This window comes from Gimesia benthica (assembly GCF_009720525.1).
In the GTDB taxonomy this organism is placed as follows: Bacteria; Planctomycetota; Planctomycetia; order Planctomycetales; family Planctomycetaceae; genus Gimesia; species Gimesia benthica.
The window spans coordinates 931,710-950,244 of the sequence record NZ_CP043930.1; the positions used below are offsets into that span (position 1 = coordinate 931,710).

At 52.2% G+C, this 18,535-nt stretch carries 15 protein-coding genes; 1 reads left to right on the top strand and 14 read right to left on the bottom strand.

Annotated features, from left to right (window positions below):
• Positions 1-62: 62 nt before the first annotated feature.
• The 13 genes from fliE to F1728_RS03865 all read right to left on the bottom strand — a co-directional run bounded on the left by fliE (position 63) and on the right by F1728_RS03865 (position 13,943).
• Positions 63-377, bottom strand: coding sequence for a flagellar hook-basal body complex protein FliE (gene fliE / locus F1728_RS03805; RefSeq protein WP_145183119.1), 315 nt, complete (start codon positions 375-377; stop codon positions 63-65).
• Positions 378-435: 58 nt separating this feature from the next.
• Positions 436-849 (bottom strand): flagellar basal body rod protein FlgC, encoded by a 414-nt coding sequence (gene flgC, locus F1728_RS03810; protein WP_145039389.1) that lies wholly within the window; start codon positions 847-849, stop codon positions 436-438.
• Positions 850-897: 48 nt separating this feature from the next.
• The gene (locus F1728_RS03815) at positions 898-1,362 is read right to left on the bottom strand and encodes a flagellar basal body rod protein FlgB (RefSeq protein ID WP_145039387.1); all 465 of its coding nucleotides are present in this window, start codon (positions 1,360-1,362) and stop codon (positions 898-900) included.
• A 37-nt stretch (positions 1,363-1,399) separates the two neighbouring features.
• A complete protein-coding gene (locus F1728_RS03820) occupies positions 1,400-2,836 on the bottom strand; it encodes a sigma-54-dependent transcriptional regulator (RefSeq protein WP_194242671.1) in 1,437 nt (478 codons plus the stop codon).
• 65 nt (positions 2,837-2,901) lie between these two features.
• Positions 2,902-3,354, bottom strand: coding sequence for a hypothetical protein (locus F1728_RS03825; RefSeq protein WP_155362968.1), 453 nt, complete (start codon positions 3,352-3,354; stop codon positions 2,902-2,904).
• Positions 3,355-3,445: 91 nt separating this feature from the next.
• Positions 3,446-3,793, bottom strand: coding sequence for a tetratricopeptide repeat protein (locus F1728_RS03830; protein WP_155362969.1), 348 nt, complete (start codon positions 3,791-3,793; stop codon positions 3,446-3,448).
• On the bottom strand, positions 3,790-6,045 hold the full coding sequence (locus F1728_RS03835) for a tetratricopeptide repeat protein (protein WP_155362970.1): 2,256 nt from the start codon (positions 6,043-6,045) through the stop codon (positions 3,790-3,792). The genes F1728_RS03830 and F1728_RS03835 overlap by 4 nt, the downstream gene beginning before the upstream one ends.
• A 339-nt stretch (positions 6,046-6,384) precedes the next feature.
• Entirely contained in the window at positions 6,385-8,169 is a 1,785-nt protein-coding gene (locus F1728_RS03840) for a peptidoglycan D,D-transpeptidase FtsI family protein (RefSeq protein ID WP_155362971.1), read from the bottom strand.
• 38 nt (positions 8,170-8,207) lie between these two features.
• Positions 8,208-8,528, bottom strand: coding sequence for a hypothetical protein (locus F1728_RS03845; RefSeq protein ID WP_145183104.1), 321 nt, complete (start codon positions 8,526-8,528; stop codon positions 8,208-8,210).
• A gap of 98 nt (positions 8,529-8,626) precedes the next feature.
• A complete protein-coding gene (locus F1728_RS03850; protein WP_155362972.1) occupies positions 8,627-10,543 on the bottom strand; it encodes a LysM peptidoglycan-binding domain-containing protein in 1,917 nt (638 codons plus the stop codon).
• An 88-nt stretch (positions 10,544-10,631) separates the two neighbouring features.
• Positions 10,632-11,552, bottom strand: coding sequence for a 16S rRNA (cytosine(1402)-N(4))-methyltransferase RsmH (rsmH, locus tag F1728_RS03855; RefSeq protein ID WP_155362973.1), 921 nt, complete (start codon positions 11,550-11,552; stop codon positions 10,632-10,634).
• A 611-nt stretch (positions 11,553-12,163) separates the two neighbouring features.
• The gene (locus F1728_RS03860) at positions 12,164-12,619 is read right to left on the bottom strand and encodes a division/cell wall cluster transcriptional repressor MraZ (RefSeq protein ID WP_145039363.1); all 456 of its coding nucleotides are present in this window, start codon (positions 12,617-12,619) and stop codon (positions 12,164-12,166) included.
• Between the two features lie 202 nt (positions 12,620-12,821).
• Entirely contained in the window at positions 12,822-13,943 is a 1,122-nt protein-coding gene (locus F1728_RS03865; RefSeq protein WP_155362974.1) for a glycosyltransferase, read from the bottom strand.
• A gap of 230 nt (positions 13,944-14,173) precedes the next feature.
• On the opposite strand from F1728_RS03865, the gene queA reads away from it, so the two are divergent.
• Entirely contained in the window at positions 14,174-15,229 is a 1,056-nt protein-coding gene (gene queA / locus F1728_RS03870) for a tRNA preQ1(34) S-adenosylmethionine ribosyltransferase-isomerase QueA (RefSeq protein WP_155362975.1), read from the top strand.
• 11 nt (positions 15,230-15,240) lie between these two features.
• Here the strand turns inward: queA and F1728_RS03875 are convergent, their stop codons facing one another.
• The gene (locus F1728_RS03875) at positions 15,241-18,300 is read right to left on the bottom strand and encodes a PVC-type heme-binding CxxCH protein (RefSeq protein WP_155362976.1); all 3,060 of its coding nucleotides are present in this window, start codon (positions 18,298-18,300) and stop codon (positions 15,241-15,243) included.
• Positions 18,301-18,535 lie beyond the last annotated feature (235 nt).

The following is an 18,535-nucleotide window of genomic DNA, read 5'->3' on the forward strand; positions in this document are numbered from 1 at the left end:
GGGGTAACCAATCGACTAGTCCATGTCAAAATGGTAAGAGAATCGCTATTGAGTGCGGTTGATCAGAGCTGCATCCGCTGCACTTCGTTGTATGCTTCCAGCAGCTTATTTCGCATCTGCACCATCATCTTCAGGGCCAGATCCGCTTTCTTCACTGAGGTGAAGACTTCCGCCTGGGTGATATCGCCTCCCAGCAGTCCTTTTTCAATAGCCTGTTGCGAGTCCAGCTGAATCTGATTGGCGTTATGCAGTGAGTCAAGCATCAGTTCCTTGAAGGAAGGACCGCCCGATGGGTTGGCAGTGCCTGCTTCCTGAATGCCCGTCGGGGGAATCCCCGGCACAAATGCATTTCCGATATGACTGATGGAATTCGTCATCCTGTTCCCTTCCCTGAGATCAGATGAAGTTGAATTTTACGATAATGAAAGTCTCACCTCACGCCAGAATCCGCAACGATGTATTAAACATTTCTTTCGACATCTGCATTGCGGAAATATTGGCCTCGTATGAACGTCCTGCCTCCATGGCGTTGACGAACTCGTTGACCATATCAATGTTAGGATAGGTAACATTCCCATCCTGGTCTGCGTGAGGATGGCCGGGATCATACGTTTTTCTTAAAGGTGTGTCTGTATCAATTTTTACATGATATTGAACACCGACTCCCGTCTTCTCCTGGTCCAGGCTCTCCGTATCCGCCTGGAAGGTCACAATCCGCCGATAATAAGGCTCTTTGTCGCTGGCAGGATCATAAGACACATTTACCGCAGCGATATTACCTGCAATTGTGTTCATTCTCTGACGCTGTGCCACCAGAGCACTGCTGCTGATATCAATTCCCTTAAACATACCTCGCTCCTTTACCCGATCTTCCTGAGTTCACTCAGATTACAGGCCTTAAGCTCTTTCAGAGATTACCGTTAACAGCTGATTCATCTGAGCCATCATGGTCTCAACCGCAAACTGCTGCATCAGCGAGTTTTTGGTCATATGCATCACCTGTGCTTCAATGCTCCGATTATTATCATCATTAAAGGTCAGATTCTGAGGCGACGTTTCCCGGGCCTCGTACAGACTCCGCGGAAACAGTCTCTGCAGCTCTGTTTCCGGGTTTCGTGTTTCTCCCAGCGTCACCGGCATCGACAGTGACGAACGGTTGGCAGGCTGAGCCAGCTTTTCCTGCAACTGAACGGCTTCCTGCAATGCCTGCCGAAATTCGGCCACAGGCAGATCGCGCATCTTGTACCCGGGGGTATCAATATTCGCGATATTTCCCGCCAGAACTTCCTGCCGACGCTCTGAGAACGCGGCCATTTTCTCCAGCAGTGGCAACGAATTCGAATTCAGAATCTGATCTAACATGATTTACACCTTCATAAACAATAAACGCTGCCGCTGGTCAGGCTGCACGCCGGACCGTGAAGTTCCGTTTTGAATCTGGGCCTCCCCGTGGCGGATAACCGTACGATCTCAGTTTTCCCGAAAGCGTTCTCAAGCCGATGTCCAGCATCTGGGCCGTATTTTCACGATTGCCCCCGCAGCGGGCAAATGTACTTTCAATCAACTTCTGTTCCATTTCCCGCAAGGTCATACCGACCATTGCCTCGGGATCTGCCAATGCCTCGGATCCAATCCAGGGCTGCAGGCTGGCAGCATCCAGGCGAGGACCATTGTCTACACGACTGACATGCTGAAGCAGGTTTCGCAGCTCCTGCACATCGCCAGTCCAGTTGTGCCGCTTCAGGGTTTCCAGGCCATCCAGTGTCAGCAGCTTGGGAACAGTCCCCTCGCTGCGGGCAACTTCGCTCAACAGGTATTCCGTGAGCAATGCCAGATCTTCCCTGCGATCATTCAACCGCGGAACCGAAATCGTCGTCTCACCCAGCACTGATGCCAGTTTGCGTTTGAACTGATTTTGAGCAACCAGTTCGGTCAGTGGAACATGACTTAACGTCAACAGTCGGCAGTTGAGTTTTTTGAGCAGACCGTCTTCGGGAGAGAGATACTCATTCCGTTCCACAATTTTCAGAATCGCTGACTGCACCGGCAGAGAGGCAAGCTGCATCTGATCCAGTACCAGGGTTCCCCCTTCCGCCTGCTCGAGGCGACCGGGGTTCCACTTGGGCTCATCGGTGTAGCTGCTCTGCTCATCAGTAAAATATCCCAGCAGTTCCCGCTCGACATTTTCAATCGTGAGGCTGCTGCAGTTCACTTTGATAAAAGGTCGCGTCTCCAGAAACATGGCATCATGAATCATCTCTGCTACCAGTGCTAATTCCGTCCCCGGAGCGCCCTGCACCAAAACGGGAGTCAGCAGATGAATTGTGTCGGCAATCCGGTCGCGCAGATTCTGGATCGCCTGACTGTAACCGATCAGCTTACGCGTAGATCGCGTATTCAGTTCCTGAATCAGTCCGGTACACTTTCGCGACAGGCGAGAATATCTGATCGCGGAATCGAGCAGACGGCCGATACTTTCCAGCGAGTCTTCCGGCTTCAGTTCTGCAAAGGGAACCATACCAGCCAGACTCCCCGTTCCGCCTGCTTGCCGGGCGTCACGTGTCTGTCCGGCTGTGAAAGCGGGATAAAACAGTACCGGGATCAAGCTCTGCTCGGGGAGTGTCTCTGCCTTGAAGGCGTACTCAGCAATCCCTTTCGCATCGAGCAATACACAAACATCTGCCTCGGAGTGCTGTGGTGCGGGAGAAAGTACAATCTCTGCCAGCGGCACGACCGTGTAGCCCAGATTTGACAACTGCGTACAGATTTCCAGTCGGCGGATCCGATCTTCGGATACGACCTGTATCACGCCGCGTGATGCTACCTGATGAATCATACTCTGCTTCATTATTAAAAACCAATCTCTGAAAGATTAACGTTACGTATTGTTTTAAGTGACCGTTACTGGTCGATATTCAAATGGCGATGCGTCACCGGGGCCAGGTTGTCCCGGTAGGCTTCCCCCACTCTGCCACCCTGATTGAGTGACTTTAACTGCTCACGTGTCTGATCGCGTCGATCTACCATCGACTGCGTGCTGGTATCTTCGTTCTGCAACAACTCGGACAGCACTGCCTCCGATTGCTGTAAAATGGCTTCACAGGTTTCCCGCTGATCTGTCGGCAGCTGATCCCGATCGGCCTTCCATTTTTCCCAGAGTTGAGGCAACTGCCGGGTATACTGATCCAGTTGTCCCAGTAACCGCTGTTTCTGCCCCAGAACATCCAGCAGCTGTGTGTAATCATCCTGCTCGATCAGATCCTGCTGCTGAAGGGAGAGCTTCAACAGGGCCCTGGAGTATTCCAGACGCACCGCAAACAGTTTCGGATAATCAATCATGTGTGTGGAAGTCATAACACTTTTAACATTTTTCTAAATCGTTTCCGGTTTGACCGAACTGCATCACACAGTCCCGACTGAACCGCAGACAGGTTAATCTTATTTGTCAGGCACCATTTCCAGTTTTGGCGGTGGTCGCCTGCTGATTGGAATAGCGCAACTCCCGCGACCAGTCCAGCCAGCGATTCCATTCCTCACGCCCGAGGTTACTGTCCCGGGAATCAAACACTTTATCGGGCATCTGTTTCAGGATAATCTTGGCCTGCTCCAGCATGCTCTTAGCTTCATTTTTTTTACCCAGGCTTTCATAGCAGCCTGACATTTTCATATAGGCAATCAACACTTCCGTGCATTGTGGATAGCGATTGACGGCATCGTGATACGATTTAATCGCGTCTTCGTACTCACCCGTCATGTACAGCAGATGCGCTTTGCCGAAACAGGTTGATTTCAACAGTCGCTTACCGAGGGATCAAGGCGATCCTGACTCTCGAGACGGCGCAGATCGCGATTCAGACTCTGTAACTGTTCAATCGCCATATTCAAAAAACGATACTGTTTCCGCTGCAGTTCCTGGCGGGCGTTTTCGGTTCGGGCAGTCTTCATCTCCTGCAAGGGTTCATCCGCCAGATTCTGCAAAGCCCGGGCAAGCAGGAACCGTGCCTCATGCACCTTTTCTGATTCCGGGTATCGATTTACGTATTCCCGCAGTCGTCTCGTCGATTCCTCAAAGTAAAAATAGGGCCCCGGCTGTGCGGTTGACTTCTCACCTTGTATTGTGCCACCTGCCGTCTGGGGCTTTTTACCCGCAATCTTCCCAAGGTGAAAATTCAGCTTGCCCAGTGCAAACAGAGAATCCGACCATTGTTTCGCCTGAGGTGTTAAATTGCTGTTCTCCAGAATGTCTTTCCAGACCCCCTGAGCCTGTTCGAGCTGATCCTGCTCCAGGTGTGCGACGCCCAGCAGATACTTTGCCTGGAACGCAGCCACATCGGTGGGGTAGTTCGTCATCACCCGTTCAAAATGACTGATGGCTTCATCCAGTTGATCCAGTTCCAGCAGAATTTCCCCACGACGAACCAGTGCCTGTGGCATTTTTTCATCCGGGTTGATATTGATAAACCGGGTCAGCACTTTAAGTGCAGTTTCATAATCCTGACCTTTCTGAAAATGCTCTGCAGAAATGGACAGAATCTCTCCGTAACGATCCGTCGTTTTCAGACGGCGGGCCAGTTCATAATATGCTTTACCACTTTGAATCCAGTGGTCCTGTAGTTCATGCTTCAGTCTCTCCCGCTCACTGACGGTCGTCTGTTCGTAGCTGCGTTCAAGATATTCCGCCCACCGCCGATTGGCATTCGCAGCCAGTTCGCGTGCCTGCACCTCAGGCAACAGGGGGGGCAGATATTCGGACAACTGAATTGCGGCACTGAAATAGGTCACACCATTTTTGATTTTTGCTTCATCAACCCAGTCATTCCAGGCGTCGAGCACGTACTTGCGAAATCCTTCCAGACTGATCCAGCGATTACGAAAATCTTCCGGACTGCTGACTGACCGCAGTGCCGTCCTGTAGGCGATTAACGCTTCTTCAGTACGTCCATTTTTGCGGAGCAACTCGGCCAGATGCAGATACGCAGCCAGCCCTTCATGGGTCCCCGCATAGCGGTGGGTAGTCTGCTCATAAAAGCCGATTGCCGCCTCTTCATCATCCAACGATTCCGCACACAGCCCCATCAGATAGGATGCCTGCCGGGAAAACTTGCGGTCCAGTCCCAGGTTATCTTTGACTGGGGCCAGGATGGTTAATGCTTCTTGATACTTACCCTCAGCCATCAACGTCTGCGCCTGGAAGACGAGAGTCACCTGGTTGACCGAGTCCTGCTGCTGCACCTTCGTCAGCACTTCCTCAGCCAGATCATTTTTCCCCTGGGCCAGCATGATCTGAGCACGTTGCAGGTAGAGGCGATCCTGCGTCACGGGGTTTAGATTGTCTGACTGCAGCGCTACGGAGTTCAATTTGAATGCTTTCTGCAGTTCCGCGTCCGCTTTGTGATCCAGGTAGATATCGGTCAGCATCATGGATGCTTTGAGTTTACCATGCGGCCAGGTCTCGACCGCTTCTTCAAGCAACGGTCGCGACAGTTTCGTCGAACCGAGCTGATACAGACTGGAGCCATACGCGAAGCACCATTCGGGGCGGTGCTTTTGAATGATGGCTCTGCGTTCCGCTTCCTTGAGGTATCGACTGGCAATCAGGTATTGATGATCCTGGGACTCTCCTGTCAGATCTTCCGCATTCCGAAAGGCAACCACTCCAAAAATGTAGTACAAGGCTCCAGGAAAATCCGGGTCCTGATACTCCTGTTTCTTGAGCGAGTAAGCCAGGTCCTGCGCGATCGTCCACGACTTTGGATCTTCGCGATCTTCCAGCAGTTCCAGCGATTCGGCCAGAATCTCCTGAGGCGTTTTCTCCGGCTCGCTGGATCCACTCATCAGGTAGATGGTCAACAGCACGAGAACCGAAGCAGCGATCCCAACCAGCTTCCAGCGCGAACTGACAAACTGCAGCAGGCGTTGAGGTAGAGTGCGCGAACCATCTTCCCCGACTGAAGCACCAGCTTCGGTAACTTCAGCCTCAGCAGTCACCGCTGAGGATTGCGGATCTGCTTCGGATTCTGGTTGTTTGCTTGTTTCTTCTGCCATGATAGAGCTGCCCGATCAAAAATCGGGAGATCCTGCATAGAACGATCCGATCTGCTGTGAATGTCAGATCAATTCGAAATGGAAATGTGTGAATTGCGGCGGAAACGCCAAAACGATAAGTAGATTTTCTGACAACCTGAATCAGAGAGACAGAAAACCGGAGAGGAAGCTGTTAGTGTGTCTGAAATGTTCTTGAGAGAGGTGATATGACGGGATTAATAGTAAAAAAATCCGTTTTTTGTCAATATTACTTCAAGACCAGGGGCTTCCCGGAGAGGCGAATACCGCAAAATCAGTGACCCACCACCAAACCAGGTAAGACGGGGGCACTGGAAAGACTTAACGCAGAATATTACGTACCCGGCTGGCAGACCGTTCCTCAAAGCGTGACCCCGATCCGTCGAACGGCTCGTGGAGGTACAAGAGGGTTTTTCTCAGAATCTCAGCTGCAGGGGGGCCAGCAATTGTGCCGCCGTAGTGGTTTTCTCCGACCGATGGTTCATTAACGACCACCAGAACGAGCACCCGCGGATCGTGAGCCGGCGCACCACACATGAAAGAACTGACGTGCAACTGCGAGGAGTATGCACCCGTTTTCGGATCCGGTTTCTGAGCGGTTCCCGTTTTCCCAAAGACCTTATATTCGTCCAGTTTCGCCCGTCGTCCCGTTCCACGCTCAACCGTTTCCAGCATGGGAACCTGGACCAACCAGTCTGCCACCTCAGGTGAGACCAGTGGAGTTGAAACCAGCGGACGCACCTGAGCGGGCTCATCCTCGGAACGGGGAAAGTAGTTGTGGTCGATCTGGTCACGAATCAGCCGGGGATTGAGCAGTTTCCCCTGATTGGCCAGGGCCACATGGGCGGTGATCAATTGAATTGGTGTGACAGCGATTTCCTGCCCCATCGGCACCGAACCGGTTGAATAGATATTCCAGGATTTCAGGGGCCTGACGATCCCCGTCAACTCACCGGGCAGTTGAATGCCTGTCTTCTGACCAAAGCCAAAAGCCGTTACCGCTTCATACAATCCCGCGTTCGTTAAACGCTCCCCGATTTTCGCCATCCCGATATTACTGGATTTCACCAGAATATCTGTCACGCTTAACATGCCATAACTGTGATGATCATGCAGCAGACGCTTACCCATGCGGTATTCGCCGTATTCACAATCGAATTCTTCATCCTTACTGATCAGCCCTTTCTCCAGAGCGGCAGCAACGATAAACGGCTTGAGCGTTGAACCTGGCTCATATATGGAAGCAATCGCGGTATTTTTCCAGGCAGTTTCTCTGATCTCTTCCGGATGATTCAGATCAAAGGTCGGCACAGAAGCCAGCGCCAGTACTTCGCATGTTTTAACATCCATCACGATGGCACAGGCACTTTTGGGTTTCCAGTCTTTGACGATCCCCTGCAACTCACGTTCGGTATACAGTTGAATGATTGAATCCAGTGAGACAACCAGCGTTTCGCCATTCCGCGGCGCCACCCGTGAATCATTGCGGACCTCAATCACCCGACCATGAGCATCGCGGACCAGGAACCGATAGCCATCCTGTCCACAGATCATGTGATCGAAGGCTTCTTCCAGTCCTCCCTGCCCTTTGCCGTCGATATCACGTAATCCCAGTGCATGGGCCGCTAATGTCCCCTGTGGATACTGTCTGCGATATTCCTGACGAAAGCCCCAGGCATCATCAGCCAGATTCAGTGCACGGATTTTCTTCAGTTCCACATCCGACAGACGCCGCTTGACCCACAGGAACAGTTTGTCGTCGTTCTGTTTCAGCCGTTTGAGAAAGTGCCCCTGATCCAGCCCCAGAGCTTCGCAAACCGGAATCACATTCTGATTCCCCTTCAACCGCTGGGGAACCACGTAGAGACTGTTTGTGACAATTGTCGTTGCCAGCAGGCGTCCGTTGCGATCCAGGATATCGCCGGGACGGGACGGTATTTTTTCTTTGAACACCTGCTGACGGGCAACCACTGTTTTGAACTGCTGATGCCCGACGTACTGCAGATAAACCAGCCGTCCGGAAATGACCAGCCAGGCAAAGACCACCAGTACGATCAGGCTCCAGCTCCGCCAGCTGATTCGAGATTGAGAGATACCGGATTTCAAGAAACTGCCCACCTGCCCTCTACACCGGGATAAATCTGTTATTTCTGACGTGTCGCCTGCTGTGGCGTTCGCTGCAGATGCCACTGCAGCAACGGCATTTCACGGCGATTGGTCAGCGCAGGCTCTGAACTGGACTCGACCTCCAGCTCTCCCCGCTCCATTGAGTTCAGAACCTTACGCGGCGAACTGGCGCGTTGCGTTGCCAGCTTCATTTTAGCATGCGAATTGATCAATACTTCCAGCTGAAAATGCTGTCGGCTGACCTGCCGTTTCAGCTTCAGGCTCTCTTTCTCCAGCGCAATGCCGATCAGAGAAACGGCCACTGCCAGCAAAATGGCACTGATGAAACGGAATAACATCGATTCCAGCCTCTTCCGCACCAGCGGACACAGGCCTGCTGCCTCGCCGCCAGTTCAGAAATGGGAGTGATAAAGACGAACTAAAGACGCTTTATCTCTTATCGGCTGGAAGAGTTTCCGGGCACAAGACTGACCCGGCTGGCATCGGTCGGGAGCTGCAATTCCGTACCAATTTGAAGCTTGTTCGGATTTTGCAGCCTCTGCCGATTCATCTGATAAATCTGAAACCAGCGGGAAGATCGCCCCAGATGACGCTGGGAAATATCTGTCAGTGTATCATTGCTGCCCACGCGATACATCGGGCGCCCATCCTGACTGATGAAAAACCCTGATGCTTTGCCTGGCTTTCGCACAGTGTTACTGCCGCTGAACTCGCTGACAGTAGTCTGATTACTGGTTTTATGAATCGCCTGGTATTGAGCTTCAATTGCAGAGCGATCCGGAGCAATCAATTTTAATCCCGGACGCATCGTCCGGGGATCGCTGACGCGACTCTTATTAATCCGGGCCAGCAACTGAAAATACTTTCCACTGCCGTACAGCTTCTTGGAAATCGTCCAGAAGTTTTCACCGTTCTGAACGACATACTCTCCCCCCGTCGCTGCTGCGACCGGCTGGCTGAAGCCCTCTTGCTGCAACGCACCAAACTCTTCCTGAACCGAGACACTCTGAGTAGGCGCAGGCCCATCGAACAGCCCTCGTGCCTGTGCAGCCGGTTCGGGAGTCATCGCTGTTTCTTCGAAGGATCCCGAATCGATACTGGCTGCCGGTCGTTTGACTGTAGTCACACTTTCCGCCTGCTGGGCTGAAAATTCTTCCGCCCGAAAATCTCCGAAACGATCAGTACCCTGAGTCTCCTGTGTTTCACTGAATTCGGAAACCTGAGGCTGTTCAAAGTTCCCTGCATTGGCAGTAGAAACATCTGCCCCAAATTCGTTTGGATTCTCCATCTGACCGGTGGAAGTCTGTGGTTCCGGCTGATCAAAACCAGCATTCCCGAAAGGATCAGGCTCCGACTGGCTGGAGATTTCGGTGATATTGACTTTAGCCGTCTTTTGCGGCAATCCGCCTGAGTTCTGCATCTGCCCCCCGGCACCATCTTCGGCGAGGTCAAAGTTACCAAACTCATTATCACTCGCAGGTTCAGCCTGCTGAGGCATGGCCTGTGCCGGCTCGCTGGAGGCACCAAAGGGATCTTCTTCCACCTGCACTGCAGCAGCGTTACCCGTCTCAGCCTGTGCAAATTCATTCGCAGCCGGCTGTTCCATCAGACCTGAGCCTGAACCCGTTTCCTGAGCATTAAACTCAGAACCGGCTCCGGAATTGAAATCATTCTGCATAGCAGCCTGAGGCTGCTTCTGTTGTTGCGCAAACTGATCGCCGCCGGCAAAAGGATCTGCCTGAGCGTTATCGAATGTCGCTGGTTCCGCCTGATTCTGCATCCCGGCATTAAAATCATTTTGTGCCGGATTACCAAATTCATTTTTGCCTGCAGCAGGCTGGTCAAACGACTCAAAACCATTGTTTGTCTGGTTGGCAGCCATTTCCGTTGACTGTGCGGGCTCACTCTGATTATTGAATGTTGACTGATTGTTAAAATTATCGAAGCCTTTCTGGGCGAATTGATCACCGGCGGGCTGCTGCTCCTGAGCACCAAAGGCATTGTCCTGGTTCTGATTTTCCTGGGGGGTAGAAAATCCGGAATCACCGCCGCCCGTATTGAAGTCAGCGGACTGCTCTGTAACCTCTGCAGCACCGTTATTTTCTCCGTTTCCCTCGGCGAAGGGATCCGCTTCACCCGGCGTCTGCTCCCCCGTACCATCTTCGGCAGGGCTGTTGACAGCCAGTGCTTCCTGGGGACGATTGATTTTCTGATAGACAACCAGACCAAAGGCACTCAGCAGAATACAAATCAGGCAAAGCCCTACTTTGGTCTCGATGGCGATTCCGCCCTTAGGCTTCTCGACACCCCAGTCCTCTTCTGCTGTCTCTTCTGTTTTCTTTTCTTCAGTCATGGCACTGAACCAATTCGAATTAAAAACTGTTATTACTTTTCAGACAGGCAGTCGCCCACCCGTCACCCTGTGAAATGACTCACGCAAACTATGTTTTGACCGCCACCCGCAGCTTGGCCGTGCGGCAGCGAGGATTGACCCGCTGCTCGGCCTGCGTCGCTGTGATCGGTTTGGCTGTCAGGTTTTTCCATTGATCCCGGCCTTTAAACGCCTGCTTGACCATCCGGTCTTCCAATGAATGAAAGCTGATGATGACCGCTCTTCCTCCGGGCTTCAGCGCCTGAGGTAAGACCGCATCCAGCATGGTTTCCAGTTGTTCCAGTTCCTGATTGGCGGCGATCCGCAGCGCCTGAAAGACGCGTGTTGCCGGATTCTTGCGAGCCGTTGCCAGGGCCTTGGCGGGCAATGCCGCCTGTACCGCTTCAATCAGGTCCGCTGCTGTCCGGACAGTATTCGTTTTCCGCTGCTGAACCAGTTGGCTGGCAATCCGCTGACTGAATCGCTCTTCGCCATAGACTTCCATAATCTCAACCAGTTCCGCTTCAGACAGTGTTTCCAGTAACTGCCAGGCAGGAATGCCCTGTCGTGTATCAAATCGTAAATCCAGATCGCCCGGAGTTTCAAAACCGAAACCGCGCGTTTCATCACTCAGTTGATCGGAGGAGAGCCCCAGGTCCAGCAGAACACGATCGACCGAGGGAATCTGCAGCTCTTCCAGCACCGCGGGAAGCTCTGCATAGCTGGCCTGCCTGAGAAAACACTGCCCGTCCGGCAATGTTTCCACTCCTAATTTTTCTCTGGCAAATCCCAGCATCATCTCATCACGATCCAGACCGATTAATGTTCCAGTTGTTCCAATTTGTTTCAGGATATGTTGACTGTGACCACCTGCGCCAACGGTGCCATCCACAACGACCAGTCCGGGCGACAAATCCAGTTGCTCCATGACTTCACGGAGCAGGACCGGTATATGTACGGGCCTTTTCTGATCACCGGATTTACCTGACATGTAATTGGCTACGATTCTAAAAATAAAACAGCTCAATCAGTCGTTGATCATTTTCTCAGACAGAAAATCATCACGATCCTGATCACTGAATTCTGATTTGATTTTTTATGGTGGGGGTAGATACTTGAGAAGTGTCACTCTTAGAGAGATCGATCGCCCGAAAACCAGACGGAAGAACTCCATCTGACTCTCAAGCGCGGGAAGTTTAGGAAAATTCTGATTTTCTGACAAGATCAGTTAAAGATTTTTAAAACAGAACCGATGGCACTAACGTAAATCGCCTGCCTGAAACAAATTGAGCCTCAGGCAGGCGATTCGGAAACTAACAGGTTTCGTTATAAACTGATCTCGCGGGTCCTGTCCAAGGAGGGAACCCTGAAGTCATCCGCTCCAGGCAGCATCCATTCTACCTGTATGTGGAGACGAACGACCGGTGGCCCAACCCAATATTCTGAGCACACGCAGGTGACATCCATTTCACCTTCAATCCGCAAAGCCCGGTAGCCAGCGGAAGAGTTCCAGATTGTCCTCCTTGAACAACATGAGATTTAGATTTGTTGATACACTCAGTCAGCAATGATGAACATCAATGAATTGTCACGTGAAATGGATTACCAGGGCATTTGACCAAATGCTTGCGCAGCCATCTCATCGAAATGAGGACCATGGTCGTTCAGATAGGTGTTCCAACGCTCGGTATTCCAGATCTCAGCGTGGTCCTGAACTCCAATCAGAACCACTTCCTGTTTCACTTCCAGGCTGGCCAGTTCAGCAAGTCGTTCGGGGATACAGATGCGCCCCTGAGAGTCGACTTCCACCTTCTCCGCCCGTGCATAGTACAACCGCAGATACTGGGCTGCCTCCGGGCCATTCCTGGAATATTCTTTCAATCGTTGTGCCTGCTGTTCAAATCCTTTCTCTGAGAAAAGCAACAAAGACGATGCAGTACCAGGTGCGATATAAATCTGGGTGAAGTCCTCGGTGATAAGCTCTTCCTTGAGCCGTTTGGGGATTGCCAGTCGACGCTTTCCATCCAGAATCTTATTGAAAGTTCCCGTTAACGCCATTGGCCCCCACCCGTCACCACTTCTCACCACAGAGTGCTGAATTTACCACCCAGAAAGAAATCGTCAAGCATGATTAAATGCGTAAATCGAATTCCTGGAATCGGATTCGTCCTAGATACTTATCTGGATTGGAATTGCGACTTTGATGATTTTTAAATTTTGTTGAGAGGTGGTGATTCTGGTGTGAATAACCGGTAGAAAATCAGTCCGTCAGAGACAGGATCTGGGAATAAATCTGGTCATATTTCCGGGCAATTGACTCCCAGGTAAACTCCTGTTCTACAAGAGTTTGCGCATTCTCAGCCATCCTGGCAAACTGGGCAGGAGAGGACCTGAAATCGACCAGTGCCTGGTGAAGCTGATCAATGGATCCGATTTCCACCAGTGTCCCCTGCTCTCCCGGTTGAATCAGCTCAAAAATCCCATCAACCCTGGTCGATATGACGGGCAATCCAGCAGCCATCGACTCGAGTACCACGTTGGGCATCCCTTCCCACAGAGAAGAGAGCACCAGGCAGTCTGCCGCCCGCATCAGCTCCGGAATCTGGGGCTGCCATCCAGCGAAATGAACCTGACTGGAATATCCAGATTCAGAGACTCTCTGTTCCAGTTCAGCCCTCAGGGGACCATCTCCGACAAACAGCAGATGAAACTCAGGTGCCTGGCGGGCAAATTTCAGAAATGCCGAAAGCAGATCATGGGGTGCTTTCTGAGGATCGAGCCGACCAACTGAGAGAACCACTTTGGCATCTGTCGGTATGTTCCAGCATGTGAGATCTGCAGGCACTGCCTCCGCAAACCGTTGAAATTCCACTCCGTTGGGAACAACAGTGATTTTAGTGGGCGATAAATGACCAGTTTGAATCGAGAAGTCAGCCACGGACTGACTGACACAGATATTCAGCTCCACCAGTCGATTTGTGAGCCGATCCAGTAACAGATGCCCGTTCCGTCGCTTTTCAGAGACGCGAATTCCGGAAACCACATGTGGTACATGTGCCAGGCGGGCAGCCAGCCGCCCCGCGAGATTGGCGTGAAATAGAAATGTTTGCAACAAAACCGGTTTTTGTGCTTTGAACTTTTGCGCCAGGTGCCAGATAATGCGGACGTCTCGTGCTGAACGCACCTGTAAAATTTCTGTTGGGATCCCCGCCTGCTGCAGCGGCTCGACCAGTGGACCGGAACCGGTCAGCGAGTAAACAACAGGAGCCCAGCGTTCTCGATTGAGCCGCGTGACGATCTGTACCAGCGCACGTTCCGCCCCTCCGGGCTGCAGACCGGTAATGCAAAATGCGATCGGATAAGGTGCGTGGCTGTCAGACAACTGTCATCTCCTGGCAGAATACCGACTTCGCCTGAGGACAGGCGGGCAGGCTCTGTTTCTATTGTTCTCTCAGGGTCAGTCGCAGCAAGCTCAGATTGAAAAATTGTGTTTGTTCTGACCAGAGTAATATCAAACGTTCGTTAAAATCCGCCATTTTCAGTCGTTTTCCAAGTCATACTGCGTCAGCCGAACCTGAATTCCCTCGATCACAGCCCAACGAAACAATACCGATGCCCCGTTTAGATGCCTTCGATTATCACCTGCCCCCGGAACTGATTGCCACTGAGCCCACCCGCCAGCGGGACCAATCCCGTCTCCTGGTTGTCAACCGCCAGGATCGTTCCATACAGCACAGCATGATCTCCGAGCTGCCTCAGTTTCTGAATCCACAGGACTGCCTGGTGCTGAACGACACTCGCGTGCTCTCAGCCCGGTTGTTTGGAGTTCGCCAGGCCACGGGAGGAAAGTGGGAAGGACTCTACCTCGGATCCAATGCCGAAGGCGAGTGGAAACTGATGAGCAAAACCCGCGGCAAACTGGTTCCAGGTGAGACAATCGAACTGACTCCCGCACATTCTCGCAGCGAAGAGAAACAGCTCTCGCTGATCATGCAGTCCAAAGATGACGAAGGGTACTGGACAGCCCTGGTACAGTCTGATGAAGATCACCACGCCCTGCTCTCACATTTCGGTACCATGCCCCTGCCCCCTTACATGAAACGTGATCTGGCGACCGAAGAAGACTGGGAACGCTACCAGACCGTTTATGCCAACCAGCCTGGTGCCGTCGCTGCCCCCACCGCGGGACTCCATTTCACTCCCGACCTGCTGGCCAACTGCACCGGGAAAGGAGTCGGGGTTGCCAAAGTCACGTTGCACGTGGGCATCGGCACTTTCAAACCCATTGCCTGTGAAACTCTCGAAGAACACAAAATGCATTCTGAGTGGTGTGAACTTCCAGGTGAGTCAGCTGCGTTACTGAATCGGACGCGGGAACAGGGAGGCCGCATCGTTGCTGTGGGAACGACCAGTGTCCGCACACTGGAATCGGTGGCTCAACAGGGGCCACTCCAGGCCTGGCAGGGTGAGACCGATATTTTCATCTATCCCCCCTATCAGTTTCAGGCGGTCGACTGCCTGCTGACCAACTTCCATCTGCCGAAATCAACACTGCTCGTACTGGTCAGTGCATTTGCCGATACCGAGTTAATCCGGGAAGCCTACGAAAAAGCTGTAGAAGCGAAATACCGCTTCTACAGCTATGGTGATGCCATGTTGATTATTTAGCAGCCGCCAGCTTATTGCGGCTTGGCAATGTCTTTCGGTACCTGACCATCCAGGTAACGCCAGTTTTTGATGAACGAAATCAGATCCGCCATCTGCTGCGGGTTGATGGTTTTCTCCAACCCGACCGGCATCAGCGAAACACCGTTGGACTTCATTTCATCGATTTCATCCTTCAGCACGGTTATGGTTTTTCCTTCCGGCTGCGTCAGCGTGATCGATCCGCCGCTGTCGGAAGAGATAATACCGGTATGCACCACACCATCAATGGTGATAATCGTGTAACTGAAGAAGTTCGCATCGATGGCCCGGTTTGGATCCAGGATGTTGGTCAGCAGATATTCCGGTGTTTTGGTACGGGAGTCGCCGATATCAGGAGCAACATTCACGCCCAGCTCACCAATCCGATGACAGGTCACGCAGTTCTTCACAAAGATCTGTTTTCCGGCCAGTGGATCAGCTTTCAGCTTGAGTGACTTCTGATAGTCAGCCAGAACCTGCTTCCGGTCGGCAGGAATCGCAGCGGCAAACAAGGCGGCTGCCCGCTTCTTGATTCCAGCATCACGGTTCCGTTGCAATCGTGTGGAACGTGCGGGCCCCAGTTCAGAAATCTTGATCTCACCCTTTTCGATTTCATCCAGCAATACGTTCGTCCGATCCTGGCTGGCCAGCATCGCATCCAGAATCGCCCGACGCATACCGGGAGTCTGCTGGGCAAAGCCATCCATCAAAACCGGTCCGATCTGTGCTTCCCCGTAAGGGCTGATCGCTTCGATGGCGGCAATCTTCACTGCCTGCGAGTTCTTGCCCTGAATTAGATCCAGCAGCGTTTTCCCGGCTGCATCGAAGCCAACAAACTGCAACACACCAATTGCTTCCAGCTTCTGAGCCAGCGGACTCTTCGGATTCGCTGCCGTTTCGACGATCTTCTGGTAGAACTGATTCAGCTTTTTCTGATCCGCTTCTGAAAGCTGCGCCTGATAAGCGGCGATCGCTTTCCCTCGGCGTCGGAGGCTGTTACCCAGTCCTTCGAAGCCGGCAATCTGCAGAGGCAGATACGAATCCGCATCCAGGCCGGCAATCAGGGACAGCGTCTCCTGAATATCGTCTGCCTTGAGTTGCGGACCAATTACTGCTGCCATTTCTCCTACGGCTTCAGTGACACTGGACTTGGCGGTTACTTTCTGACCAGACTGTTTTAACTGCTTCAGGAACGATTTGAAAATCGGCACACTCTGATTGGATGCGGAAGAAAGCACAGCGGCACGGGTCCAGCTATCATCAGCCCCCTGCAACATCAGCTGTGCCAGTTCCTCAACCATCGAGCCACTGTCACCCGCTTCTCCCAGGCTGATTGCCAGCTGGAATCGCAGCGCGGGATCTGCCGTGTCGACCAGAGCCAGAACCTGTTTTTTCAAGTCCTGACTTTCAGCCAGACGCGGTTCACTGAGACGAACCGCCTGTCCCTGCACGCGCGGTGATTGATCTTTCAACGCCTGCATCAAAACAGCGTCACTCAGTTTTCCCAGTCCTTCCAGGGACCAGAGTGCCTGAATGCGGGCCTGTTCGTTTTTGCCTGCCGTCACCATTTTTTCGAGAGCAGGCTGCAGAGAGGCATCCTGACCTTCGAAAATCAGTCGCGCTGCGGTTTCCCGCTGCCAGGAATCTTTCGAAGACAGTGCAGCGATGAGATCTGCCTGCGTGGCATTCTTCAACGCAGTGTAAACAGTTTTATTGATTTTGGATTTCTTAGGTACGATGCGATAGATCCGGCCGCGATCGATTCCGTCATTCAGGTCCGAACGCTCTTTCAGTTCGACAGGCATAAACTGCGGATGTTCGATCACCGCACGATACATGTCACACAGATACAGTGCCCCATCCGGTCCGTTATACATATTGACGGGCCGGAACCACTCATCCCGACTGGCGATGAATTCCACTTTATCGCGTCCGTATTTGGAATCGTAGGTCGCTCCCATCGGAGTCATCACATCACGGTGCACCAGATTGGCAGTCGGCTCACAGGTGAAACTGTTGCCGTAAAATGCTTTCGGGAACAGATCTCCCCGGTAAATGGTCACACCACAGGCAGCAGTAAACTGTCCGGCGTGCAGTGTCGAAGTCGTCCAGGTACGGCTGATCGCATACACGCGAGAGTCTTCTCCATCGGGAGAGACATCATGATAGACCGACTTCACAGCCAGGTAAGGATTCCGTTTCAGATACCGGCTCTCCAGCACGATGTGTTTGTTCGGATTGCGGTTGGAACAGACGAACCGATTACAGTAATCGTCGAAGGTCAGTCCGAACTGTCCGATCCCGGAGATTGATTCATATTTCCCGGTCAAGGGATGAAAACGGAAATCGAGACCGTTAATCGGAACCTGCTTCGCATTTTTAGTCCACTCAGGATGGGTCGCGATCACGGATCCGCCACGCAGACCATTGGAAATATAAATGTGATTATCCAGACCCAATGTCGGATGGTTGGCACGCAGCTGCGAGTTTTCTTCTTTGAAACCAGTGAACCAGGTTTCGACCAGGTCGGCTTTGTCATCGCCGTCCGTGTCCTTCATGTATTGCACCTTGCCGGCCAGGGTGACGATCAGCCCCCCTTTCCAGGGTTGCACCCCGGTCGCAAATAACAGCTTGTCTGCAAAAACAGTAGCCGTTTCGTAAAAGCCGTCCTGATCCTTGTCCCGCAGCAGCTTAATCCGGCTCTTCGGATCTTCACCCTCTTTAGGTCCATGAGGATAGTCCGTCATCTCGACCACCCACAGAACACCCGATTCATCAAAGGCAACAGCGACCGGGTTAACCACGTTCGGCTCGGACGCCACCACCTGCATTTCAAAATCAGGATGCACGACCGTCTGTTTTAAAGACTCCTCCGGTGAGAGAGGCGACTTGGGTACTGCCGATTCCTTCTCAGCAGCCACCGCGAATTTCAGACAGACACCGGCCAGTAGAGCCAGGCATCCCCAGCGTCCCCATTTGAGGAACCTCTTGCCTGTGCTCGAAGCACGTCTGTGAGAACCGGGGAAAACCGCGAGATGTTTTGCTTGTTTCATGTTTGATCACCGTAGTATTTCAGACAGAAATCTGGATGGAATGATAACGAGGAATTCAGGTTGGATAGAATCTATCCTAACTGACCGACTGACGATTCTCTATCTCGCTTCCGACACGATTTCGAGATTCTGCGGAATTTATAAACAATATTAACGTTTGGCGGCACCAAAGGCTATCATCAAAGGAAGCGATACCGAATTTTCTGTTTCCAGCTATGTATTTCGGGAAATCTCC